At 72.4% G+C, this 24,026-nt stretch carries 18 protein-coding genes and 1 riboswitch; of the genes, 9 read left to right on the top strand and 9 right to left on the bottom strand.

Features of this window, described 5'->3' with window-relative positions:
• The first annotated feature begins 124 nt into the window (after window positions 1-124).
• From ACZ7EC_RS16610 to rarD, 4 genes are all read left to right on the top strand, one after another.
• On the top strand, window positions 125-2,053 hold the full coding sequence (locus ACZ7EC_RS16610; RefSeq protein WP_471063126.1) for a 2-oxoacid:acceptor oxidoreductase subunit alpha: 1,929 nt from the start codon (window positions 125-127) through the stop codon (window positions 2,051-2,053).
• Window positions 2,046-3,107 (top strand): 2-oxoacid:ferredoxin oxidoreductase subunit beta, encoded by a 1,062-nt coding sequence (locus ACZ7EC_RS16605; protein WP_471063125.1) that lies wholly within the window; start codon window positions 2,046-2,048, stop codon window positions 3,105-3,107. Before ACZ7EC_RS16610 ends, ACZ7EC_RS16605 begins: the two co-directional genes overlap by 8 nt.
• A gap of 156 nt (window positions 3,108-3,263) precedes the next feature.
• Window positions 3,264-4,118, top strand: coding sequence for an SDR family oxidoreductase (locus ACZ7EC_RS16600; RefSeq protein WP_471063123.1), 855 nt, complete (start codon window positions 3,264-3,266; stop codon window positions 4,116-4,118).
• Between the two features lie 152 nt (window positions 4,119-4,270).
• The gene (rarD, locus tag ACZ7EC_RS16595; RefSeq protein ID WP_471063121.1) at window positions 4,271-5,257 is read left to right on the top strand and encodes an EamA family transporter RarD; all 987 of its coding nucleotides are present in this window, start codon (window positions 4,271-4,273) and stop codon (window positions 5,255-5,257) included.
• A gap of 27 nt (window positions 5,258-5,284) precedes the next feature.
• Here the strand turns inward: rarD and ACZ7EC_RS16590 are convergent, their stop codons facing one another.
• The gene (locus ACZ7EC_RS16590; protein WP_471063119.1) at window positions 5,285-6,466 is read right to left on the bottom strand and encodes a hypothetical protein; all 1,182 of its coding nucleotides are present in this window, start codon (window positions 6,464-6,466) and stop codon (window positions 5,285-5,287) included.
• A gap of 205 nt (window positions 6,467-6,671) precedes the next feature.
• On the opposite strand from ACZ7EC_RS16590, the gene ACZ7EC_RS16585 reads away from it, so the two are divergent.
• Window positions 6,672-7,835 (top strand): amidase family protein, encoded by a 1,164-nt coding sequence (locus ACZ7EC_RS16585; protein ID WP_471063117.1) that lies wholly within the window; start codon window positions 6,672-6,674, stop codon window positions 7,833-7,835.
• Between the two features lie 30 nt (window positions 7,836-7,865).
• Here the strand turns inward: ACZ7EC_RS16585 and ACZ7EC_RS16580 are convergent, their stop codons facing one another.
• On the bottom strand, window positions 7,866-9,101 hold the full coding sequence (locus ACZ7EC_RS16580) for a LolA family protein (RefSeq protein ID WP_471063115.1): 1,236 nt from the start codon (window positions 9,099-9,101) through the stop codon (window positions 7,866-7,868).
• A 317-nt stretch (window positions 9,102-9,418) separates the two neighbouring features.
• The gene (locus ACZ7EC_RS16575) at window positions 9,419-10,429 is read right to left on the bottom strand and encodes a polyprenyl synthetase family protein (RefSeq protein ID WP_471063113.1); all 1,011 of its coding nucleotides are present in this window, start codon (window positions 10,427-10,429) and stop codon (window positions 9,419-9,421) included.
• A 621-nt stretch (window positions 10,430-11,050) separates the two neighbouring features.
• A riboswitch (cyclic di-AMP (ydaO/yuaA leader) is annotated at window positions 11,051-11,183 on the top strand.
• Between the two features lie 3 nt (window positions 11,184-11,186).
• Here ACZ7EC_RS16575 and ACZ7EC_RS16570 point away from each other — a divergent pair.
• The gene (locus ACZ7EC_RS16570) at window positions 11,187-11,672 is read left to right on the top strand and encodes a transglycosylase SLT domain-containing protein (RefSeq protein ID WP_471063111.1); all 486 of its coding nucleotides are present in this window, start codon (window positions 11,187-11,189) and stop codon (window positions 11,670-11,672) included.
• Window positions 11,673-11,706: 34 nt separating this feature from the next.
• On the opposite strand, the gene ACZ7EC_RS16565 is transcribed toward ACZ7EC_RS16570, so the two are convergent.
• The 3 genes from ACZ7EC_RS16565 to ACZ7EC_RS16555 form a co-directional block, all read right to left on the bottom strand.
• Entirely contained in the window at window positions 11,707-12,519 is an 813-nt protein-coding gene (locus tag ACZ7EC_RS16565; RefSeq protein ID WP_471063109.1) for an HAD family hydrolase, read from the bottom strand.
• A 257-nt stretch (window positions 12,520-12,776) separates the two neighbouring features.
• Window positions 12,777-13,988, bottom strand: coding sequence for an FAD-dependent oxidoreductase (locus tag ACZ7EC_RS16560; RefSeq protein ID WP_471063107.1), 1,212 nt, complete (start codon window positions 13,986-13,988; stop codon window positions 12,777-12,779).
• Window positions 13,989-14,039: 51 nt separating this feature from the next.
• Entirely contained in the window at window positions 14,040-15,284 is a 1,245-nt protein-coding gene (locus tag ACZ7EC_RS16555; protein ID WP_471063612.1) for a carboxylate--amine ligase, read from the bottom strand.
• A 248-nt stretch (window positions 15,285-15,532) separates the two neighbouring features.
• Here ACZ7EC_RS16555 and fahA point away from each other — a divergent pair, with 248 nt between their 5' ends.
• Together fahA and ACZ7EC_RS16545 are read left to right on the top strand one after the other, a co-directional pair.
• On the top strand, window positions 15,533-16,753 hold the full coding sequence (fahA, locus tag ACZ7EC_RS16550; protein ID WP_471063105.1) for a fumarylacetoacetase: 1,221 nt from the start codon (window positions 15,533-15,535) through the stop codon (window positions 16,751-16,753).
• Window positions 16,754-16,932: 179 nt separating this feature from the next.
• Complete coding sequence (locus ACZ7EC_RS16545) at window positions 16,933-17,871, top strand: M56 family metallopeptidase (protein ID WP_471063104.1); 939 nt, start codon at window positions 16,933-16,935, stop codon at window positions 17,869-17,871.
• A 43-nt stretch (window positions 17,872-17,914) separates the two neighbouring features.
• Here the strand turns inward: ACZ7EC_RS16545 and recQ are convergent, their stop codons facing one another.
• Complete coding sequence (recQ, locus tag ACZ7EC_RS16540) at window positions 17,915-19,924, bottom strand: DNA helicase RecQ (protein WP_471063102.1); 2,010 nt, start codon at window positions 19,922-19,924, stop codon at window positions 17,915-17,917.
• Window positions 19,925-20,164: 240 nt separating this feature from the next.
• Between recQ and ACZ7EC_RS16535 the strand changes: the two genes are divergently transcribed.
• Entirely contained in the window at window positions 20,165-20,710 is a 546-nt protein-coding gene (locus tag ACZ7EC_RS16535) for a hypothetical protein (protein WP_471063100.1), read from the top strand.
• A gap of 95 nt (window positions 20,711-20,805) precedes the next feature.
• Here ACZ7EC_RS16535 and nuoN read toward each other — a convergent pair whose 3' ends face one another.
• Together nuoN and ACZ7EC_RS16525 are read right to left on the bottom strand one after the other, a co-directional pair.
• Entirely contained in the window at window positions 20,806-22,455 is a 1,650-nt protein-coding gene (gene nuoN, locus ACZ7EC_RS16530) for an NADH-quinone oxidoreductase subunit NuoN (protein WP_471063098.1), read from the bottom strand.
• Window positions 22,452-24,023, bottom strand: a complete 1,572-nt coding sequence (locus ACZ7EC_RS16525) for an NADH-quinone oxidoreductase subunit M (RefSeq protein ID WP_471063096.1) — start codon at window positions 24,021-24,023, stop codon at window positions 22,452-22,454. The genes nuoN and ACZ7EC_RS16525 overlap by 4 nt, the downstream gene beginning before the upstream one ends.
• Window positions 24,024-24,026 lie beyond the last annotated feature (3 nt).

The following is a 24,026-nucleotide window of genomic DNA, read 5'->3' as shown; positions in this document are numbered from 1 at the left end:
GAAACATCATCCGAATCCGCGGATGACCACGGGAAGGCGACCCTAACCGACGTAGGGTTGATCCTGGGATTGGTCCGTGGGACGACCACGCCCCGGACAGCCGCCTCGAAGGAGGTCCAGTTCAGTGACCAGCCAGGTCAGTAGCCCAACGGAGCAGGCCGACGGATCTGTCGTCGGGGAGCAGCGCAAACCGGGCGGCGCGAAGGATGTGCGGCGCCTGGACCGGGTGATCATCCGGTTCGCGGGGGACTCGGGTGATGGTATGCAGCTCACCGGGGACCGGTTCACCTCGGAGACCGCTTCCTTCGGCAACGACCTCTCGACCCTGCCGAACTTCCCCGCCGAGATCCGCGCGCCTGCCGGGACCCTGCCCGGTGTCTCCTCGTTCCAGCTCCACTTCGCCGATCACGACATCCTCACACCGGGCGACGCGCCGAACGTCCTCGTCGCGATGAACCCGGCCGCCCTGAAGGCCAACATCGCCGATCTCCCGCGTGGCGCGGAGATCATCGTGGACACGGACGAGTTCACCAAGCGGGCCCTGCAGAAGGTCGGCTACGACACTTCGCCGCTGGACGACGGCTCCCTGGACGCCTACCACCTGCACCCGGTACCGCTGACCACGCTGACGGTGGAGGCCCTCAAGGAGTTCGACCTGTCCCGCAAGGAGGCCGAACGCAGCAAGAACATGTTCGCGCTCGGCCTGCTGTCGTGGATGTACCACCGGCCCACCGAGGGCACGGAGAAGTTCCTGGCGTCGAAGTTCGCGAAGAAGCCCCAGATCATGGCGGCGAATATCGCCGCGTTCCGGGCGGGCTGGAACTTCGGGGAGACCACGGAGGACTTCGCCGTCTCCTACGAGGTCGCCCCGGCCGCGGCCGCGTTCCCGCCCGGTGTCTACCGCAACATCTCCGGCAACCTCGCCCTGGCCTACGGCCTGATCACCGCCTCCCGCCAGGCCGACCTCCCCCTGTTCCTGGGCTCCTACCCGATCACGCCCGCCTCGGACATCCTTCACGAGCTGAGCCGGCACAAGAACTTCGGCGTACGCACCTTCCAGGCCGAGGACGAGATCGCCGGCATCGGCGCCGCCCTCGGGGCCGCGTTCGGCGGGTCCCTCGCGGTGACCACCACCTCCGGTCCCGGTGTCGCGCTCAAGAGCGAGACGGTCGGGCTGGCGGTCTCCCTGGAGCTGCCGCTGCTGGTGGTGGACATCCAGCGCGGCGGTCCCTCCACCGGCCTGCCGACCAAGACGGAGCAGGCGGACCTGCTCCAGGCGATGTACGGGCGCAACGGCGAGGCGCCGGTGCCGGTCGTCGCGCCGCGCACCCCGGCGGACTGCTTCGACGCCGCCCTGGAAGCCGCACGGATCGCCCTGGCCTACCGCACCCCGGTGATGCTGCTCTCCGACGGCTACCTCGCCAACGGCTCCGAGCCCTGGCGCATCCCCGAAATCGACGAACTTCCGGATCTGCGCGTCCAGTTCACCACCACGCCCAACCATCGGCTGGCCGACGGCACCGACGTCTTCTGGCCCTACAAGCGTGACCCGCAGACCCTCGCGCGGCCGTGGGCGGTGCCGGGCACGCCTGGTCTGGAGCACCGTATCGGCGGGATCGAGAAGCAGGACGGCACGGGCAACATCTCCTACGATCCCGCCAACCACGACTTCATGGTCCGTACCCGCCAGGCCAAGATCGACGGCATCACCGTCCCCGACCTCGACGTGGACGACCCGCACGGCGCCCGCACCCTGGTCCTCGGCTGGGGCTCGACCTACGGCCCCATCACCGCGGCGGTGCGGAGGCTGCGGGCGGCCGGCGACGCGATCGCCCAGGCCCACCTGCGCCATCTGAACCCGTTCCCGGCCAATCTCGGCGCGGTCCTCGCGCGCTACGACAAGGTCGTCATCCCTGAGATGAACCTCGGCCAGCTGGCCACCCTGATCCGCGCGAGGTACCTCGTCGACGCCCACTCCTACAACCAGGTCAACGGCATGCCGTTCAAGGCGCAGCAGCTCGCCACCGCACTGAAGGAGGCCATCGATGACTGACGCCGGCAACCACCTCCTCCAGCTGGTGCCCAGGGCCGAGGCCAAGCAGTCGATGAAGGACTTCAAGTCGGACCAGGAAGTGCGCTGGTGCCCCGGCTGCGGCGACTACGCCATCCTCGCCGCCGTCCAGGGCTTCATGCCCGAACTCGGCCTGGCCAGGGAGAACATCGTCTTCGTCTCCGGCATCGGCTGCTCCTCCCGCTTCCCGTACTACATGAACACCTACGGGATGCACTCCATCCACGGCCGCGCCCCCGCCATCGCCACCGGCCTGGCCACCAGCCGACGCGACCTGTCCGTGTGGGTCGTCACCGGTGACGGCGACGCGCTCTCCATCGGCGGCAACCACCTCATCCACGCCCTGCGCCGCAACGTCAATCTGAAGATCCTGCTGTTCAACAACCGGATCTACGGCCTGACCAAGGGCCAGTACTCGCCCACCTCCGAGGTCGGCAAGATCACCAAGTCGACGCCGATGGGCTCGCTGGACGCCCCCTTCAACCCGGTCTCCCTCGCCCTCGGCGCCGAAGCCACCTTCGTGGCCCGCACCATCGACTCCGACCGCAAGCACCTCACCGAGGTCCTGCGCGCCGCCGCCGAACACCCCGGCACCGCACTGGTCGAGATCTACCAGAACTGCAATATCTTCAACGACGGCGCCTTCGACGCGCTCAAAGACCGCCAGCAGGCCCAGGAAGCGCTGATCCGCCTGGAAGACGGGCAGCCGATCCGGTTCGGAGCCGACTCCTCACGCGGCGTCGTACGCGACCGGGCCACCGGCGACCTCGACGTGGTCACCGTCACCCCGGACAACGAGGCCGACATCCTCGTCCACGACGCCCACGCCGCCTCCCCGACCACCGCCTTCGCCCTCTCCCGCCTCGCCGACCCCGACACCCTGCACCACACCCCCATCGGCGTCTTCCGCGACATCCAACGCCCCGTCTACGACGAGCAGATGAGCCGGCAACTCGACACCGCCATCGAGCAGACGGGGAAGGGCGACCTCGCCGCACTCCTCGCGGGCGGCGACACCTGGACGGTCGTCGGCTGACACCGGCCGACCGCACCACTACACCACCGCACCACCGAGGCCCGGAACGACCGTTTCCGGGCCTCTTCGCGTGTCCCGGCGAGGGAGCACTTTCTTTTAGTTAGCGCTAGCCGTATGGTTAGTGCCCTAGCCCCCTCGCAAGGAGTGTCAGAGACCATGAGCATCATCGTCACCGGAGCCACCGGACACCTCGGCCGGCACGTCGTGGAGCAGTTGCTGGAGAAGGTTCCGGCGGAGCAGATCACCGCCGTCGTACGCGACGAGAAGAAGGCCGCGGACTTCGCGGCGCGCGGCGTCCGGCTGGCCGTCGCCGACTACAACGCCCCCGAGACCTTCGACGGCCTGTTCGCCGCGGGTGACAAGGTCCTGCTGATCTCGGGCAACGAGTTCGACAACGACCGGGTGCGCCAGCACACCGTGGTGATCGAGGCGGCGAAGGCGGCGGGCGTGGCGCTGCTCGCGTACACCAGCGCGCCGAGCAGCCTGAAGGCCACGCTGGCGGACGACCACCGGGCCACCGAGAAGGTGCTGCTCGCCTCCGGTCTGCCGTACACGCTGCTGCGCAACGGCTGGTACCACGAGAACTACACCGAGCGGCTCGCCCCGGTGCTGGAGCACGGCGCGGTCGTGGCCGCGGCCGGCGATGGCCGGGTCTCCTCGGCCGCCCGCGCCGACTACGCAGCCGCCGCGGTCGCGGTGCTGACCGGCGAGGGTCATGAGAACCGGGCGTACGAGCTGGGCGGCGACGTGGCCTGGAGCTTCGCCGAGTACGCGGCCGAGCTGAGCCGCGCGGCCGGCCGGGAGATCGCCTACAAGGCGGTCACCGAAGAGGCGATGCGGAACATCCTCACCGGCGCCGGTCTGCCCGAGCCGCTGGCCGCCGTCTTCGCCGGGGTGGACACCTCGATCTCGCGGGGCGAGCTGGTCGTCGACTCCGGCGACCTCTCCCGGCTGACCGGCCGTCCGACGACCCCGCTGGCACAGGCCGTCGAGGCCGCGTTCAAGGACTGACCTCCGCCTGGCCCCCACCTGGCCGGCGCCCGCCCCCGCACGCCCCCGGCTGTCATGACCGTATGGCGATACGGACATGACAGCCGGGGGCGTGCAGCGTTACCTTCGTGCCCGCGCGCACGTCGGCGCATGGAGGAGCAGAGGGAGGGCCCGTGTCCGGGACGTCCAGGGGTGAGCACCGCATAGGTCTGCTGAACGGTTTCGCCGCCTACGGCATGTGGGGCCTGGTGCCCCTGTTCTGGCCGCTGATGAAGCCCGCCGGGGCGATGGAGATCCTCGCCCACCGGATGGTGTGGTCGCTGGTCTTCGTCGCCGGGGCCCTGCTGTTCGTACGGCGCTGGGCGTGGGCCGGGGAACTCCTGCGCCAACCGCGCCGGCTGGCGCTGGTGGCGGTGGCCGCCGCGGTGATCACCATCAACTGGGGCGTGTACATCTGGGCGGTCAACGCCGGCCATGTGGTGGAGGCGTCCCTGGGGTACTTCATCAACCCGCTGGTCACCATCGCCATGGGCGTGCTGCTGCTGAAGGAGCGGCTGCGGCCTGTGCAGTGGATGGCGGTGGCGACGGGTTTCGCCGCGGTCGTCGTCCTGACCGTCGGCTACGGCCGCCCGCCGTGGATCTCGCTCTGCCTCGCGTTCAGCTTCGCCACCTACGGGCTGGTGAAGAAGAAGGTGGGGCTCGGCGGCGTCGAGTCGCTGGCCGCGGAGACCGCGATCCAGTTCCTGCCCGCGCTCGGCTATCTGCTCTGGCTCGGCGCGCAGGGGCACTCCACCTTCACGACCGAGGGCGCGGGCCACGGGGTGCTGCTCGCCTCCACCGGCGCCGTCACCGCGCTGCCGCTTGTCTGCTTCGGCGCGGCGGCGATCCGCGTGCCGCTGTCCACCCTGGGCCTGCTCCAGTACCTGGCCCCGGTCTTCCAGTTCCTGCTGGGCATCCTGTACTTCCACGAGGCCATGCCGCCCGAGCGCTGGGCCGGTTTCGCGCTGGTCTGGGTGGCCCTGCTGCTGCTCACGGGCAGCGCCCTGCACTCGGGGCGGCGGTCGCGGAAAGCCGTGGCGGACCTGGAGGCACGGGTCGCGGAGGCTCGGACCGGCACGCCCCGTACGGAGGCTCCGGGCGGGACCGCGGTCGACGCCTGATCGTTTCCCCAGGCGGGCGCGGAACGGTTACGCCGCCCCGTGCCCGGCCGCACGGGAGGCCCGGTCGGTGAGGCGGAGCATGCGGGCGCGGGCGGATTCCAGGGGGCGGGGGTCTTCGGCGGCGGGGCCCGGTTCGGCGGCGAGGTCGGCCCAGAGGTCTATCAGGTCGCGGCCCAGCCGCAGGCCCTCCTCCGGGTCCCTTACCGCACGCCAGGCGGTCGAGGCGCTCTGCACATTGCCGTAGGCCGCGTCGGCGTCCCGCGCGGTGCGGCGCAGTCGGGCGAGGTCCAGGGAGAGCCGGCAGGCGCGGACCGGTTCGCCCGCGAGGTAGGCGATGTAGGCGGCCAGTTCGCGCAGGTGCAGCACCTCGGCGTGGTCGGCGCCGAGAACGGCGGTCGCCTCGTCGACGGTGCGCTCGACGAGCCCCGCCGCGTCCTCGATCCTGCCCGCCCGCACGGCCTCGTTGATCCGCTTCATCGGCTCGGTGAGCAGTTCGGCCCCCTCCGCCGTCTCGGTCACCGGCCCCTCCCCGAGCACCTCTTCGGCCACCGCGTCGAAGCCGCGGGGCGGGGTGGGGGTGGCAGTGGTCGCCGCGACGGACTCGGCGGGCCAACCCGCGGTCACGTCAGCCTCGGGGGCCGGCGCGGGAGTGAGCGGCGGGGTCGCGTCCGAGGGGGGCGCAGGGGCGTACGCCGGGGACGCGGGAACGTTGACGACGGGCGCGGGCGCGTCGCCCGGGGGGGACGTGGGAGCTTCGTCAGCAGGCGGGGGCGCAGGGGCGTGCGCCAGAGACGCGGGGGCCTCCGCGACCGGCGTCCCCGTACCCGCGCCCGGCGCCTCCGCCCCCGCCCCCATGACCGGTGCCGGGCCGAACTCGCCCCGTGGGGTGCGGAGGAATTCCGGGGCCTCCGGCTGAGCCACCCGTACGGCCTTGCCCGTGACCCGGCTGGAGCCGTCCGCCGACACCTCCAGCGGGACGACGCAGCCGGCGCGGTCGTCCTGGACGGTGGCCCGGACGGGGGTGCCGAGGCTGATGGCGAGGCGCTGGAGGTGGTTCAGGACGGCCTGCTGGATCTCCTCGCCCGGTGCCGGCACGACCGCCGCTCCGCCCACGGACGCGCCGCCCGCGCCGTACACCCGGACGGGCACCGCCGCCGGATGCGCCACGGGCCCCGGCACCCGCTTCTTCTCGAAGCTCAGTCGAGCCATCGGTCCTTCCCTCACTCCCCCGCGCCGCACACCGGCCGCACGCGTCCTGCGAACCAGTGTGTCCGTTCCATGCCCGCCTCCGCGTCACCACGAGGTCACAGCCTCGTCCCAACGGACCGCCCGGTCCGCCCCGCCCGGCCGGGAACCGCCACGGCCACCGCGGAGGTGCTGTTCAACGACGCTACCCGGAGGGAGGGACGGCACCATGAACGGCTCCACGGACGGCTCCACGAACGGCACCGCGACCAGCGCTCGCGAGATCGCCGCCGCGGTGTGCGCCGGCGCCTCGACGGCCGTCGGGGCGGTCACCGCCGCGCTGGCGCGGATCGAGCGCGCCGACCCGGTGCTCTGCGCCTTCGCGGAGGTGTGGCAGGAGGAGGCGCTGCGCGGCGCGCGGGCGGTGGACGACCGGATCGCGGCGGGGGAACGGCCGCCGCTGGCCGGGGTGCCGATCGGGGTGAAGGGACGGCACGGGCTGCGCGGGGCGGGGCCGCTGATCGCCGCCGGCTGCGTCCCGGTGGGGGCCACCGCCGTGCCGGGGCCGGAAACCCCCTGGCGGACATGGGGACTTGGGCGCCACGGCCGTACGGTCAACCCCTGGCGGTACGACCGTACGCCCGGCGGTTCCTCGGCGGGTTCCGCCGTCGCCGTGGCCGCCGGGCTGGTGCCGCTGGCCACCGGCACCGACGGGGCGGGGTCGGTGCGGATACCGGCCGCGTGGTGCGGGGTGATCGGGCTGAAGGCGACCAACGGGCGGCTGCCCTCCACCGACCGCAGCGGCCTCGCGGCGCCCGGTGTGCTGACCCGGTGCGCCGCGGACACCGAGGCGTACTGGCGGGTGATGACCGGACAGGCCGGGAGCTCCGGCATCGATACCGGTGCCGGTGAGCGCCGTACTCCCACCGCCCTCTGGTCGCCCGACCTCGGCTTCGCCGACCCCGACCCCGAACCGGTCAGGCTCGCCCACGCCGCGGCCCTCGGGCTCGCCAGGGCAGGGGCAGTACGCCTCCTGCCCGGCTCGCCCCTCCGCCTCGACGACCCGGCCCCGGCCTGGCTCGCCCTGCGCGGAGACGGCGATCGCCGTGCGGCCGCACGCGTCCGCGCCGTCAACGACCGCCGCCTCGCCGACCTCTTCCGCCGCGCCGACCTCCTGCTGACCCCCACCACGCCCTGTCCCGCCCATGGCCACGGCGGTCCGGGAGACCGCTACTCCACGGCCCTCACCTGGGCCTTCAACCTCAGCGGACACCCGGCGCTCAGCCTCCCGGCGGGACTCGGCCGCGACGGCTGCCCGGTGGGGCTCCAGCTCGTGGCGGCGCCGGGACGGGAGGAACTGCTGCTGGCGGTGGCCGGTTCGGCTACGGGTTGACGTCCTGCGTCCGCGGCGGCGTAGGCGCGGTTACTTCGCCGTGTCCGCCGCCTTCACCAGCGCGTCCTTGGTGACCGCGCCGGCGTAGACCTTGCCGTCGTCGGTCATCAGGACGTTGACCAGGCGGGTGGAGAAGACCGTGCCCTTGCCGAACGTCCCGGAGACCTTGTCGCCCAGCGAGCCGAGGAAGCCGCCGAGGTCGCCGCCCTTGGCACCGGTGGGCAGGCCGCCCCGTGCACCGGTGTCGAAGGTGGCGATGGAGGTCCAGCCCTTGCCGATCACCTTGCCGCCGGACTCGCCCCGCTTCCCTTCGAGGCCCTTGGCGCCGTCCATGCCCTCCAGGCCCTTGCCGGGGCCGGTCGTCCCGGCGCCCTTGCCCGCGCCCTCCGTCCGCTCGGTGACCTTCGCGCCCTTCGGCGGCGTGAAGGCGAACGTGGCGGCGGCGGGCCGGGCGAAGGAGACCCGGGTGAAGCCCGCGTCGAGCACGGCGGCGCCACCGCTCCTGGGGGTCAGGGTGAACTTCAGCGGCATGCCGGTCTTCGCGTCCACGGCGATGTTGATCGCGCCGACCGTGGTGCCGGACTGGCGGGGCTTGATCTGGAGCTTGTAGGCGTCGCGCCCGGCGACCCGCGCGGTGCCGTCGACGGTCACCGAGGTGGTGTCGTCCACCGCCTTCAGCGCCTGGTCGGCGAAGTCCTTGGGCGTGGCCGGGGGCTGGGACCGGTCCTTGCCGGCGGCGGGTGCGGTGCCGTGGGTGACCTGGTCGCTCTTGCTGTCGTAGCCCCAGACGTCCTTGCCGTCGTGGATGACGCTGTACTCGGCGCCCTGCTCCACGAGCGAGAGCTTCTGCCGGTCCGGGCCGTCGGCGGCGACGCGCACGGTGTGGGTGCCGGAGAGCAGTTCGGTCAGCCGGGCGCTCGGGTCCGCGGCGGAGTCGGAACGGGAGCCGGAGCCCTGGGCCAGGCCGGAGGCGAGGCCGCTCTCCAGGCCGCCGAGGTCGGGCAGACCCAGGTCGGTGCTGACCTTCACGGTGCCGGACAGCTGCTGCACGTCCGACTTGGCGATCTTGTCGATGAGCTGCTGCGCGGTGATCCTGGGCAGGTCCGGGTCGCCGGAGTCGGCGAGTGCCGGGACCAGTCCGATGGTGGCCGCGGCCACACCGACCACCGCGACCGGGACGGCGTACCGCGCGGCCCTGCGGCGGCCCGAGCGTGTCTCCTCGTCCCGAGCGGCGTTCACTGCGTCGTCGGATTCGTACGGTGCCATGTGTGCCTTACCTCCGTCGTCGGCGGCGGCTGCCCTCACGCTGGTCCACCCGAGCCGCCATTCTCACCCGAACCGGTGATCAGTGGTGATGTCCGTGGTGTCCATACGACCAAATCCGCGCCGCGGAATCGTCAGCCCACGGGGCCAACTCGGCGTACGACTGCGGTATGACGCGCGGGGGGCACCCCTAGGGGCTCGAACGCAATCCCCCAGGGCAGGATGCGGCAGACATCCGGGGTACGGCCACCCGGCGGACGCCGGACGGGTGGCCGGACGGGTGGCCGGGCGGCGGACACCGGGCGGTCAGGCGCGGGCGGTCATCCGGCGCGGTGCACCACCGCATCGCACAGCTCCGTCAGCGCCGCCTTGGCGTCGCACTCCTGAAGCGGGGCGAGCGCGGCGCGCGCCTCTTCCGCGTACCGCACGGTGTCCCGGCGGGCCTGCTCCAGGGCCGGGTGGGCGCGCAGCGCGGCCAGCGCCTCGGCGTGCCGGGCGTCGTCGCTGAGGTCGGAGTCCAGCAGCTCGCACAGGGCGAGGTCCTCGGGCAGGCCGAGCCGGGCGGCCCGCTCGCGCAGCCGCAGCACGGGCAGGGTCGGGATGCCCTCGCGCAGGTCGGTGCCGGGGGTCTTGCCGGACTCGTGGGAGTCGGAGGCGATGTCCAGGTAGTCGTCGGCGAGCTGGAAGGCCACGCCGAGCCGCTCGCCGTACTGGGTGAGCACGTCCACGACCGTCTCGTCCGCGCCGGACATCATCGCGCCGAACCGGCAGGCCACCGCGACCAGCGAGCCGGTCTTGCCGCCGAGCACGTCGAGGTAGTGCTCGACCGGGTCGCGGCCGTCGGTGGGGCCGGCGGTCTCCAGGATCTGGCCGGTGACCAGGCGTTCGAACGCGAGGGCCTGGACCCGGACCGCCTCGGGGCCGAGGTCGGCGAGGATCTGGGAGGCGCGGGCGAAGAGGAAGTCGCCGGTGAGGACCGCGACGGAGTTGCCCCAGCGGGTGTTGGCGCTGTCCACGCCCCGGCGCACGGCGGCCTCGTCCATGACGTCGTCGTGGTAGAGCGTGGCCAGATGGGTCAGCTCCACGACCACGGCCGAGGGCACCACACCGGGCGCGTAGGGGTCGCCGAACTGCGCCGCGAGCATCACGAGGAGCGGCCTGAAGCGCTTCCCGCCGGCCCGCACGAGGTGCTGCGCGGCCCCCGTGATGAACGGGACCTCGCTCTTGGTGGCCTCTAGCAGGCCCTCCTCGACAGCCGCCAATCCGGCCTGGACATCGGCTTCGAGAGCCTGGTCCCGCACGCTCAGCCCGAACGGCCCGACGACGGTCACGAGGGGTCTCCTGTCTGCTGGTGTCTGCTGGCGATTACGCGGTTTGTCGATAGGTCGCTGCCATCACTCAAGTCAGCGTATCCGGTCCGGTTTCGATCACCGAGAGCGCCCACCCTGCGCCCACCCGTCCAGGACGGGACGTATCGGGTCATGACTGGCATACCCCTGGTCGGATGATGACAACGGACATTCATCGATTTAACCGGTAATCGGGAACTTCTTCGCGATCCCCGAGAGGGATGGAGCACCGACTCCACCCCACCGAGGGACGAATCCCCCATGCCCGATTTTCCATAGTTTGCCATTTCGTGAATTGGGTCACCCGACCGCGTTCCCGCCCACGGCCCCGCGACACCTCTCCACGCCGTGCCCCGCAAGCGAGTTGAGCGTTGGCATTCGCAAAGGATCAAGTACCCCATAGGCTGCTGATCAAGGTCAAATGCCTCGATATAACAATTCCGCGCTTGTTCCCGGCATGTGCTCTCGCATACCTTCCCGAGCCATCGGGCGGACGCCGAATCCTGCCGCCGCCCGTACACCCATCGACGAACTCATTCGTACGGCAGGAGCGGGGGACCCAGGTAAGTCGCCGGACCCGGACGACTCACGTGGCGCAGCGCGGGACACACCGCGCCGCACCGCGTGTTCGCACCGGGACCGGCTTGGGGTCAAGCCACGCCTCTCACCAGGCACGGCCGGGCACCTCCCCGCCCGAACCCGACAGCTCACCTCGCAGGCGTAGGAGAGGAACGTCCCCATGTCTGCTGCCGTTCAGCCGCGCCGCACCCGTGCCAACCGCCTCGTCCGCCTCATCGCCGTCGCCGGCACCGGCGCGGCCGTGCTCGCCATGCCTCTCGTGGGCGCCGCCACCGCGTCCGCCACCACCGGCACGACGTCGGCCGCCACCACGCCCGCCGGGTACCCGAACAACCTCGACGGCTGGATCCGCGAGTCCCTCGCGATCATGGCCCAGAAGGGCATTCCGGGCTCCTACAACGGCATCTACCGCAATGTCATACGCGAGTCCTCGGGCAACCCGAACGCCATCAACCTGTGGGACTCCAACGCCGCCAAGGGCATACCGTCCAAGGGCCTGCTCCAGGTGATCGACCCGACCTTCAACGCGTACCACGTGGCCGGAACGTCGTTCAACATCTACGACCCGGTCGCCAACATCACCGCCGCCTGCAACTACGCGGCCGCCCGCTACGGCTCGATCGACAACGTCAACGGCGCCTACTGAGGCGTCTGCGGCGCCATACCACCGCTGCTCCCGGTCACCCGGCCGGGAACAGCCTTTCGAGGACGACGGCGATGCCGTCGTCCTCGTTCGACGCCGTGACCTCGTCGGCGACCGCCTTCAGCTCGGGGTGGGCGTTCGCCATCGCGACGCCGTGCGCCGCCCAGCGGAACATCGGGATGTCGTTGGGCATGTCGCCGAAGGCCAGGGCGCGTTCCGCGGGGACCCCGAGCCGCTCGGCGGCCAGCGCGAGCCCGGTGGCCTTGGTCACCCCGCACGGCTGGAGCTCCACGGTTCCGGGCCCCGACATGGTGACCGTGGCCAGCGAGTCCACGACCGAGCGGGCCACCGCCGCCAACTCGTCGTCGGACAGGGTGGCGTGGCGCAGCAGCACCTTGCTGATCGGCGCCCGCCACAGGTCGTCGCGCCGGGCCACCCGGACCGCGGGCAGGGTCGGGTGGGGCATCCGGTATCCGGGTTCGATCAGGGTGAGCCCGTCGGTGCCGTCCTGGTCGACGGCGGCGAACACCGGGCCCGTCTCGGCCTCGATCTTGCCGAGCGCGGTCTCGGCGAGCTCCCGGTCCAGCCGGACCGACCACAGCATGCGGCCGGACGCGGCGTCGTACAGCTGCGCGCCCTGCCCGCACACCGCGAGCCCGGTGGCGCCGAGGGCGGTCAGCAGGGGGCGCACCCTGGGGGCCGGGCGGCCGGTGACGACCAGGTGCCGGGCTCCGGCCCGCGCCGCCCGCGCGAGCACGGCCAGCGAGCGCTCGGAGACGGTGTCGTCGCCGCGCAGCAGCGTCCCGTCCAGGTCGGTGGCGATCAGTGCGTACGCGGGGGAGGCAACCATGATCAGAGAATACGGACCGATCCCCTCCACCGGCCTGCGTGTCCTCCCCCGACTCCCGTGTCATTGCCCGGACTTGCGCCTTCGCCGACTTCAAGTGGGTTCGAGGGCAGGCGTGGTGGGGTGGTGGTGGCCGGGCGCGCGTCCGTGGGACGGCCGGGGCGGGGGCTCGTACGGCGGTGGGGGTGGCGGCCGGTACGGGGTCGCCGCTCGCCACCCCCCGGCCACCCCCCGCTCCGGGCATCCGGCGCCGTCGGCACTCACCCGTGTTCCCGCGCCAGATGTCCCGCCAGTCTCGGGGACGCGAATTCCGTGCCGCACACGAAGCGCATCACCGGGCCGTAGGAGGAGGCGGCCGGGAGGCCGGTGAAGTAGAGGCCGGGGAGCGAGGAGACGTAGCCGGTGCCGAGGCGCGGGGTACCGCGGCTCGTCGCGAGGCGGCTGCGCAGGGTGGGGCCGAGGAAGTCCATCGCGGCCGTGTCCACCCGGTAACCGGTCGCCGCGATGACATGGTCGGCGCTCAGGCGGTCCACGCGGCCGCCGTGCGTGCGCACCGTCAGCACCGGCCGCCCGTCCTCCGCCGCCGCGCCCAGCACCCGTTCGACGTCGTCCACCTGCACCGCGCCCTCGAACCGCTCCCGCAGCCACCACGCGCCGAGCGGCCCGAGCACCCGGCGGACCAGGAGATGCCGGGTGGCCTCGGGCAGGAAGCGGTAGGGGTGCGGGCAGTAGCTGAACGCCCACAGCGACCAGGCCCGCCCGAACGGCGACTCGGGGCGCAGCCTCGGCTGCTCCCAGGGCGGCGCCCCGAAGGCGACCCGCCCGCGCCCCCGCGCCACCACCCGCACCCGCGCCCCGGCCTCCGCCGCCAGCACGGCCGTCTCCAGCGCGGACTGCCCGGCGCCGACCACGATCAGCTCCCTGCCGCAGAAGCGCCCGAGGTCGTGGTGCTGGGAGCTGTGCGAGACGGGGCCCTCCGGATCGGGCCCGGCACCGGACGCCGCCCGCAGCTCCGCCGGGAGATGGGCGAGACCGGACAGCCCGGTGGCCACGACCACCGCCCGCGCGGCGAACGACTCCCCCGAGTCCAGCTTGAGTTCGAACCCCCCGCCCGCCTCCTGCCCGGCCGGCTCGACGCAGACCACTCGCACCCGTTCGAGATCCGGCACGAGCCGCCGCTGGAACCACTCGCCGTACCCGACGAAGGTCTCCACCGGGATGACGTCCGCGTCACCGGCGAGCCGGCGGATCCCGGTCGCGTCGCAGTAGTCGGCGAGGGTGTGGCCGGGCTGCGGGCAGTCCAGGCTGGAGGCGGCGGGGGTCGATTTCAGCAGCATGCCCGCGGGCATATGGGCGCGCCAGCTGACCATGGGGTCGCCGAAGACCCGTACGGGCAGGCCGCGCGCCCGCAGATGGGCGGCGGTGGACAGGCCGAACGGCCCCGCTCCGATGACTGCAACCGGTCGGATCACGAAGTCCCTCCCCAGAACGCGTTCCTTCGTGGCCACCGCCACTTCGGTGGCCTACTCCGTGGTGCCGCCGCGGCGGCGGGCCCGCCACAGCTGGCGCAGATGCCGCGCGCCCGGACGCGCGCACCGGGCGAGCATCGTGAGGAACGGCAGCGGATCGTCCCCCGCGAACCACGCCAGCTCCGTCCCGCTCGCCCGCGCCGGCGCGTGCGGGGTCGTATAGCCGCCGCGGCGGTAGGCGACCAGGGCCGGCAGGTCGATGTTCTCCACCAGGTAGCGCCGCCCGGCCCGCTGCTCCCCCTCGGGTACCGGCCGCCCGGTCAGATCGAGGTGCAGTGCCCGTACGACGTCCACGCCCGCCGCGCTCTCGAACAGCCGGAACTGCGCGCCCATCCGCGGATTGAAGTCCAGCAGCTTGTACCGCCCGTCGCGCCGGTCCAAGCGCACGTCCAGGTCGGCCACCCCGCTGAACCCGATCCGCTTCACGAATCGCGCCGCCAGGTCCGCGAGTTCCGGGTTGTCGACCACGTACGCGTGCGCGGTCATGCCCGCGTGCGGCGGCCAGGAGCGCACCTTCACCCCGGTGAACAGCGCGAGCGGGTTCGCCTCCCGGTCGAAGCAGGCGTGCACGATCCAGTCCTCGGCCTGCTCGCGCGGCAGGTACTCCTGGAGGATCACCCCCGGATCCGGCCCCCACTCGCGGGCCAGCGCGAGCAGGCGCGCGCGGGTGGCGATCCGTGTGGTGCCGCCCACCGCGGGCCGGCTGCGCCGCAGGAACGCCTCCCGGTTCTTCGCCACCACCGGGAAGCTCGCGGTGTCGGCGAAGGCCACGACCTCCTCGTACGACCGCGGGAAGGCCGCCGCCGGGGAGGCGAACCCGTGCCCGTGCTCCGCGCACAGTTCGTGCAGCCCCTGCTTGCTGGCCACCCGGCGCGGCAGCGCCGGGTCCACCCGCGGGCAGAGAAAGGATCCGGCCAGCGCGTCGCGGTGCTCGGCGATCAGGACGGCCGCCTCCTCGTCCGTCGGGATCAGCACGGCGGGCCGGCCGATCCGGCGGCCGATGCGCAGCAGCCCCTCGACCAGACGACCGGGGTCCTCCGCGCCGGTCGTCGGCCAGACGAACGCCCGGCGCAGATAGCGGGAGGCGGCCGCCGGGGTGTACGGGTCCTCGGTGATCGCGTACATGGGCACGCCGAGCCGGCCCAGGCTGCGGATCGCGCCCACCCCGCCGTGGTGCAGCGGATAGGCGCCGAACTTGACGATCAGTCCCGGCACCCCGCGGTCGGCCTGCACGGGCACACCGGCGGTGTCTTCGGCCACGGGTCCCCCCACGTGTCCTCCGGGGACGGCCCCACCCTCCCCCGGAGGACGCTAAGCCGGAACTACCGCCTCCGACAAGGTCCTTTCGGACATTGCGAACTCTTGAGGCACTACGCGGGCAACCCCCCAGCCACTGCCCAAGACCGGTGTCCCGGCCGTAACGTGTGGCTCGATCACGTGCAACGCATCGCCATGCATGGCCTGGATGAGAGCGAGGCAGTACCCCGATGCCCCCCTTCGACGTCCCCGAGGGCGACCCCTTCGGCCCGCACAACCTCCCCTATGGCGTGTTCTCGCCCTCCGGCAGCCCGGAGCGCAGGGTCGGTGTCCGGCTCGGGGACCAGGTCCTCGACGCGGGCGCCGCGGCCGCGGCCCTCGGCTCGCCGCACCACGCGCTGCTCGCCCGCCCCACCCTCAACCCGCTGCTGGCGGCCGGGCGCGCCGCGTGGAGCGAGGTGCGCGCCGCGCTCACCTCCTGGGTCACCGACCCCGCGTACCGCGAGACGCTCGCGCCGCTGTTCCACCCGCTGTCCGAGGTGACCCTGCACCTGCCCTTCGAGGTCGCGGACTACGTCGACTTCTACGCCTCCGAGCACCACGCCCGCAATGTCGGCAAGGTCTTCCGCCCGGACGCCGAGGACTCCCTCACCCCGAACTGGAAGCACCTGCCGATCGGTTACCACGGCCGCTCCGGCACCGTCGTGGTCTCGGGCACGGATGTCGTACGGCCCTCCGGGCAGCGCAAGGGCCCCGCCGACCCGGCGCCGGTGTTCGGGCCCTCGATCCGGCTGGACATCGAGGCCGAGGTCGGCTTCGTCGTCGGCGTGCCCAGCGAGCAGGGGACCCCGGTCGCGCTCGGCGACTACCGTGAGCACGTCTTCGGGCTGTGCCTGCTCAACGACTGGTCCGCGCGCGACATCCAGGCCTGGGAGTACGTCCCCCTCGGACCGTTCCTCGGCAAGTCCTTCTCGACCTCGGTGTCGGCCTGGATCACCCCGCTGGACGCCCTGGAGCACGCGCGGGTGGCCCCGCCCGAGCGCACCCACCCGCTGCTGCCCTACCTGGACGACGCGGCCCCCGGCATCGAGCCCGGCGGCTACGACCTGCGGATCTCGGTCGTCCTCAACGGCGAGGTGGTCTCCGAGCCGCCCTTCTCCGCCATGTACTGGACCGCCGCCCAGCAGCTCGCCCAGATGACCGTCAACGGCGCCAGCCTGCGCACCGGCGACCTGTACGGCTCCGGCACCGTGAGCGGGCCCGAGCAGCACCAGCGCGGCTCCCTGCTGGAGCTGACCTGGAACGGCCGCGACCCCCTCGAACTCCCCGGCGGCAAGCGCGCCTTCCTGGAGGACGGCGACGTGGTGACCCTGACCGCGTGGGCGCCCGGCCCGGACGGGACCCGTGTCGGCCTCGGCGAGGTGACCGGCCGGATCGTGCCCCCGGCCTGATCCGGCGGGCGCCGCGCGGCGGGCCGGGACCGGACGGTTCGGCCCCGACACCTGACTCGCGGCGCCCCTCTTCGTCATACTGGCGGCAGCACGCACCACCCACGGCGGTCGCCCGCGCCGCCCCCTTGCGCACCGCCCCTCCGCGCATCCCCTCTCCGACCAGGAACCGGAGCCCCGGCATGACCGTCTGCCTGCTCCTGCTCAGCGTCGTCGCCCTGACGGCGGCCGGCCCGGCACCGCGCGCGCTGACCCGCGCCGACTGGCCGGAACGGGAACCCGTGGTCGCGCTCTGGGTGTGGCAGTGCCTGGTCGCCACCGTCCTGCTGTGCTGTCTGGCGGCGCTGACGCTGGGCACCGCGGCGGTCTTCCACACCGTGCGCGACCGTGTGTTCGCCCCCGCGCCGCCCGCCGTCACCGCCGCCTACGACCTCTCCGCCGCGCCGGTGTGGGCCGCCGCCCTCACCGTCCTGCTCGCCTGCGGGGCCGCCTGGACCACCGCGATGCTCGGCCGGGAACTGGTCGAGGCCCGCCGCCGCCGCGGCCAGGCCCGCGCCCAGCTGCGCGAACGCGCCCCCGATCTACCCGCCGGACTGCCGGTCGCGCGGGGTCCGATGCTGGTGCTGGAGGACGAGTACCCGGACGCCTGGTGGATGCCGGGGCACCCCCCGCAACTGGTGGTCACCACCGGTGCGCTGCACCGGCTGACCGGCCATCAGCTGGACGCCGTGCTCACCCATGAGCGCGGCCACGCGCGCGCCCACCACGACTGGCTGCTGCACCTGTCCGCCGCGCTCGCCGGCGGCTTTCCGCGGGTGCCGCTGTTCGCCCACTTCCGGGACCAGACGCACCGCCTGGTGGAACTGGCCGCCGACGACGCCGCCTCCCGCCGCTGCGGTCATCTGACCACCGCCCTCGCGCTGATCGAGCTGAACCAGCACCGGGGCGTTCTGTCCTGCGCCTCCAGCCGCCGTCTGCTGGGCGAGCGGGTGGACCGCCTGCTGGAGCCGCCCCCGCGGCTGCTGCGCCGCCAGCGCGCCCTGACCACGACGGTCGCCGCGCTGGTGCCGCTCCTCCCGCTGCTGATCACCTTCGCGCCGGGGCTGCGGGCGCTGTCCTGAACGGCGGACGCCGGTCCGGGGCGACGGCGGGCCGCCGGGGCGGCTATATCCAGTCGTCCGGCTCCGGTTCGTCCTCGGGGCCCGGCCAGTCGTCCTCCGGGGCCTCGCCCGGCGCGGGCGGCTCGGCGGCGGCCCGGACCTGGCCGGACCCGCCCGGGGAGGCCAGCACGGCGAGCACCTCCTCGCCGTACGTCGCCAGCTTCTTCTCGCCGACCCCGCTGATGCCGGCCAGCTCCCGCAGTGAACCCGGCATACGGGAGACGATGGCGCGCAGGGTGGCGTCGTTGAAGATGATGTACGGCGGCACGCCCTGCTCCTTGGCCTGCCCGGTGCGCCAGGCGCGCAGCGCCTCGAAGGCGGGCTGGAGCTCCTCGGGCAGCTCGGCCACGGCCGCCTTGGCCTTGCCGCCGCCCCGGCCGGAACCGGAACCGGAGCCCGACCGGGAGGCGGCCGGCCGCTTCGGCTCCTTGCGCAGCGGCACCTCCCGCTCGCCGCGCAGCACGGTGCCGCTCGCCTCGGTGAGCACCAGGGTGCCGTATTCCCCCTCGACCGCGAGCAGGCCCTGGGCCAGCAGCTGCCGGATGGCGCCGCGCCACTCGCCCTCGGAGAGGTCCTGGCCGATGCCGAACACGGACAGCTGGTCGTGGTCGAACTGGATCACCTTGGCGGTGCGCTTGCCGAGCAGGATGTCCACGATCTGGAGGGCGCCGAACTTCTGTCCGCGCTCGCGCTGCAACCGCACCACCGTGGACAGCACCTTCTGCGCGGCGACCGTGCCGTCCCAGGTCTCCGGCGGGGTCAGGCAGGTGTCGCAGTTGCCGCAGCCCGCGGCGCCGGGCTCCTGGCCGAAGTAGGCGAGCAGCTGGCCGCGCCGGCACCCGGCCGTCTCGCACAGCGCGAGCATCGCGTCCAGATGGGCGGCGGCCCGGCGGCGGAACGCCTCGTCGCCCTCGCCGGACTGGATCAGCTTGCGCTGCTGCACCACGTCGTTCAGGCCGTACGCCATCCAGGCGGTGGAGGGCAGTCCGTCGCGGCCCGCGCGGCCGGTCTCCTGGTAGTAGCCCTCGATGGACTTGGGCAGGTCCAGATGGGCGACGAAGCGCACATCGGGCTTGTCGATGCCCATGCCGAAGGCGATGGTCGCCACCACGACCAGGCCGTCCTCGCGCAGGAACCGGGACTGGTGCGCCGCGCGGGTGCCCGCGTCCAGGCCCGCGTGGTACGGCACCGCCTCGATGCCGTTGGCGCTCAGGAACTCCGCGGTCCGCTCCACCGAGTTGCGCGAGAGGCAGTACACGATGCCCGCGTCGCCCGGATGCTCCTCGCGCAGGAAGGCGAGCAACTGCTTGCGCGGGTCGGCCTTGGGCACGATCCGGTACTGGATGTTCGGCCGGTCGAAGCTGGCGACGAAGTGCCGGGCCTCCGGGAGGTTCAGCCGCTGGGTGATCTCCTGGTGGGTGGCCCGCGTGGCGGTGGCCGTCAGGGCGATGCGCGGGACGTCCGGCCAGCGCTCGCCGAGCAGGCTCAGCGCGAGGTAGTCGGGGCGGAAGTCGTGGCCCCACTGGGCGACGCAGTGCGCCTCGTCGATCGCGAAGACGGAGATCTTGCCGCGCGAGAGCAGATCCAGGGTGCTGTCCAGGCGCAGCCGCTCCGGCGCCAGGTAGAGCAGGTCCAGCTCGCCGGCCAGGAACTCGGCCTCGACCGTCCGCCGCTCGTCGAAGTCCTGCGTGGAGTTGACGAAGCCGGCCCGCACACCGAGCGCGCGCAGGGCGTCCACCTGGTCCTGCATGAGCGCGATCAGCGGCGAGACCACCACACCGGTGCCGGGTCTGACCAGGGCCGGGATCTGGTAGCACAGCGACTTGCCGCCGCCGGTGGGCATGAGGACCAGGGCGTCGCCGCCCGCCACCACATGCTCGATGATCGCTTCCTGCTCGCCCCGGAAGGCGTTGTACCCGAAGACCCGGTGCAGCGTGGTCAGCGCCTCGCTCGCGTCCGCGCCGGGTCCCTCGGTCACCACTGGCATCTCGCTGATCCCGCCCGTCGCATCCATCGTCCTGTCCCCCGCCGGTCCCCCGTGTGCCGTCGTGCGCCCTCCGCCCACCACTGCCTCAACGATAGGGGTCCGCACCGACAGCCCCGGAGTTATCCACAGATTGCGAACATCAGTACGAATAAAGCGGGCCGTCCGTCACCCGAACAGCCGCTTCCGATGGCTCCCCGGCCGACCCGCGGCACATCCTGCTCGATGCGACCCCCCGTCTCCTCCCCCAGGAGCAAGGAGCCCCGCACGATGCCCGCTCACCTGACCCGACCCGCCCTCGCCCTCGTCGCCTCCGCCGTCGCCCTCGGCCTCGCGACCGCGCCCGCACGGGCCGACCGGGGGCCCGTCGATCCCTCCGTCCAAAAGCAGCTCGCGCCGACGGTGTCGGCCACCGCGAAGTACCGGTCCGTCCAGCTCGCCGTGGCCGCCGGTTACCGGCCCAACCCCTGCACCATGGACATGAACGACGGCATGGGCGCCATGGGCTACCACTACATCAACCCCAAGCTCTACGGCTCCCTCGACCCGGCCAGGCCCGCCGCCCTGCTCTACGAGGACGACGGCAAGGGCGGGCGCAGGCTCACCGGGGTGGAGTGGATCGTGAAGGCCGGCAAGAACACCGCGCGGCCCACGATGTTCGGCCGGAAGTTCGAGGGCCCGGTCACCGCGCACCACAACTCCACCATCCCGACCCACTACTCGCTGCACGCCTGGCTCTACAAGACGAACCCCAGCGGCCTGTTCTACGAGTGGAACCCCGACGTGAAATGCCCCTATCCGGGCGCGCCGGGCTGACCCCGCGGCAGCGCGAAGGCCCCGGTTCCGGAGACGGAACCGGGGCCTTCCCATGAGCACACGCGCACGCGGCGCACGAAGCGCGCTCGGCACGCTCAGCGCACGAACACGCTCGCCTGATTCGCCAGGTCCAGGAAGTACTGCGGCGCCACACCCAGCACCAGCGTCACCGCCACGCCGAGCCCGATCGCCAGCATCGTCATCGGCGACGGCACCGCCACCGTCGGCCCCTCCGGCGCGGGCTCGCTGAAGAACATCAGCACGATCACGCGGATGTAGAAGAACGCCGCGATCGCCGAGGAGATCACACCGATGACCACCAGCGGGACCGCGCCCCCGGCCGCCGCCGCCTTGAACACCGCGAACTTCCCCGCGAAGCCGGAGGTCAGCGGGATACCGGCGAAGGCCAGCAGGAACACCGCGAAGACCGCCGCCACCAGCGGGGAGCGCCGGCCGAGCCCGGCCCACTTGGACAGATGGGTCGCCTCGCCGCCCGCGTCCCGCACCAGCGTGACCACCGCGAAGGCGCCGATCGTCACGAACGAGTAGCCGGCCAGATAGAACAGGACCGACGACACGCCGTTCTTCGAGGTCGCGATGACACCCGCGAGGATGAACCCCGCGTGCGCGATGGACGAGTACGCCAGCAGCCGCTTGATGTCGGTCTGGGTGATCGCCACGATCGCGCCGCCCAGCATGGTGATGATCGCCACCGCCCACATCACCGGCCGCCAGTCCCAGCGCATGCCCGGCAGCACCACGTACAGCAGCCGCAGCAGCGCGCCGAACGCGGCCACCTTCGTCGCCGCCGCCATGAAGCCGGTCACCGGGGTGGGCGCGCCCTGGTAGACGTCGGGCGTCCACATGTGGAACGGCACCGCGCCCACCTTGAACAGCAGGCCCATCACCAGCAGGGCGGCCCCGATGAGCAGCAGCGCGTCATTGCCCATGGTGCCGGCCAGCGCCGGGTTCACATCGGTGACCGAGCCGTCCACGACCTGGGCGATGCGGGCGTACGACACCGAGCCCGCGTAGCCGTACAGCAGCGCGATGCCGAACAGGGTGAACGCCGAGGCGAACGCGCCCAGCAGGAAGTACTTGACCGCGGCCTCCTGCGACATGAGCCGCTTGCGGCGGGCCAGCGCGCACAGCAGGTACAGCGGCAGGGAGAAGACCTCCAGGGCGACGAACAGCGTCAGCAGGTCGTTCGCCGAGGTGAAGACCAGCATGCCGGAGACCGCGAACAGCAGCAGCGGGAAGACCTCGGTGGTGGTGAATCCGGCCCTGACCGCGGCCCTCTCGGTGTCACTGCCCGGCACGGCGGCGGCCTGCGCGGCGAAGGAGTCCACCCGGTTTCCGTGGGCCGCCGGGTCGAGCCGCCGCTCGGCGAAGGTGAACAGGCCCACGAGACCGGCCAGCAGGATGGTGCCCTGGAGGAACAGGGCGGGGCCGTCGACCGCGATGGCGCCCATGGCGGCGATGTGCGCCTTCGTGGTGCCGTACCCGTCGGCGGCGAGCCCGATGACCGCGGCGAACGCGGCGCACAGGGCGACGGCCGACACGAACACCTGTGCGTGGTAGCGGGACCTGCGCGGGACGAACGCCTCGACCAGCACCCCGACCAGCGCGGCGCCGAGGATGATCAGCGTGGGCGACAATTGCCCGTATTCGATCTTCGGCGCGCCGATCTGGGGGATGCGGTCCGCCGCGGTTGTCCACAGGCTGTGGACGGCTGGGGTGCTCACTTGGCCGCCTCCACCTCGGGCTTGGGGTCCTTCTTCTGGACGTCGGACATGGTGTGCTTGACCGCCGGATTGACGATGTCCGTCACGGGCTTCGGGTAGACGCCCAGGAAGATCAGCAGCACGATCAGCGGGGCGACCACCAGGACCTCGCGCACCCGCAGGTCGGGCATCGCCGAGACCTCGGGCTTCACCGGGCCCGTCATGGTGCGCTGGTAGAGCACCAGCGTGTAGAGCGCGGCGAGCACGATGCCGAAGGTGGCGATGATCCCGATCACCGGGTAGCGCGTGAACGTGCCGACCAGGACGAGGAATTCGCTCACGAAGGGCGCGAGGCCGGGCAGCGACAGGGTGGCCAGGCCGCCGATCAGGAAGGTGCCGGCGAGCACCGGGGCGACCTTCTGCACCCCGCCGTAGTCGGCGATGAGCCGCGAGCCGCGCCGGGAGATCAGGAATCCGGCGACCAGCATCAACGCGGCCGTGGAGATGCCGTGGTTGACCATGTAGAGGGTGGCGCCGGACTGGCCCTGGCTGGTCATCGCGAAGATGCCCATGATGATGAAGCCGAAGTGGGAGATCGACGCGTACGCCACCAGGCGCTTGATGTCCCGCTGGCCGACCGCGAGCAGCGCCCCGTAGACGATGCTGATCAGCGCCAGCACCAGGATCACCGGCGTCGCCCACCTGCTGGCGTCCGGGAACAGTCCGAGGCAGAAGCGGAGCATCGCGAAGGTGCCCACCTTGTCGACCACCGCCGTGATGAGGACGGCGACCGGGGCGGTGGACTCCTGCATGGCGTTGGGCAGCCAGGTGTGCAGCGGCCACAGCGGCGCCTTCACCGCGAAGGCGAAGAAGAAGCCGAGGAACAGCCAGCGTTCGGTGCTCGTCGCCATGTGCAGCGAGCCGTTGGCGCGCGCCTCGGCGATCTGCTGGAGGGAGAAGTTCCCGGCGACCACGTAGAGGCCGATCACCGCGGCCAGCATGATCAGACCGCCGACCAGGTTGTAGAGGAGGAACTTCACCGCCGCGTACGAGCGCTGGGTGGCCGCCGCCTCCTCGCCCTGGGCGTGGGCGCGGTCCCCGAAGCCGCCGATGAGGAAGTACATCGGGATCAGCATGGCTTCGAAGAAGATGTAGAAGACGAAGACGTCGGTGGCCTCGAAGGAGATGAGGACCATCGCCTCGACCGCCAGGATCAGCGCGAAGAAGCCCTGGGTGGGGCGCCAGCGGCGGCTGCCGGTCTCCAGCGGGTCGGCGTCGTGCCAGCCGGCCAGGATGACGAACGGGATCAGTACGGCGGTCAGCGCGATCAGCGCCACCCCGATGCCGTCGACCCCCAGTTCGTACCGCACCCCGAAGTCGCGGATCCAGGAGTGGGATTCGGTCATCTGGTAGCGGGCACCGCCCGGATCGAAGCGGACCAGGACGGTGACCGCCAGCGCGAGCGTGCCGAGCGAGACGAGCAGGGCCAGCCACTTGGCGGCGGCCCGCCGGGCCGCCGGTACGGCGGCGGTGACGACGGCTCCCACGGCGGGGAGCGCCGCCGTCGCTGTCAGCAGGGGAAAGGACATCGG

The sequence above is a fragment of the Streptomyces sp. NPDC037203 genome, from assembly GCF_055605065.1.
The sequence above is the reverse complement of the archived record's forward strand: the minus strand, read 5'-3'. Positions and strand labels throughout refer to the sequence as shown.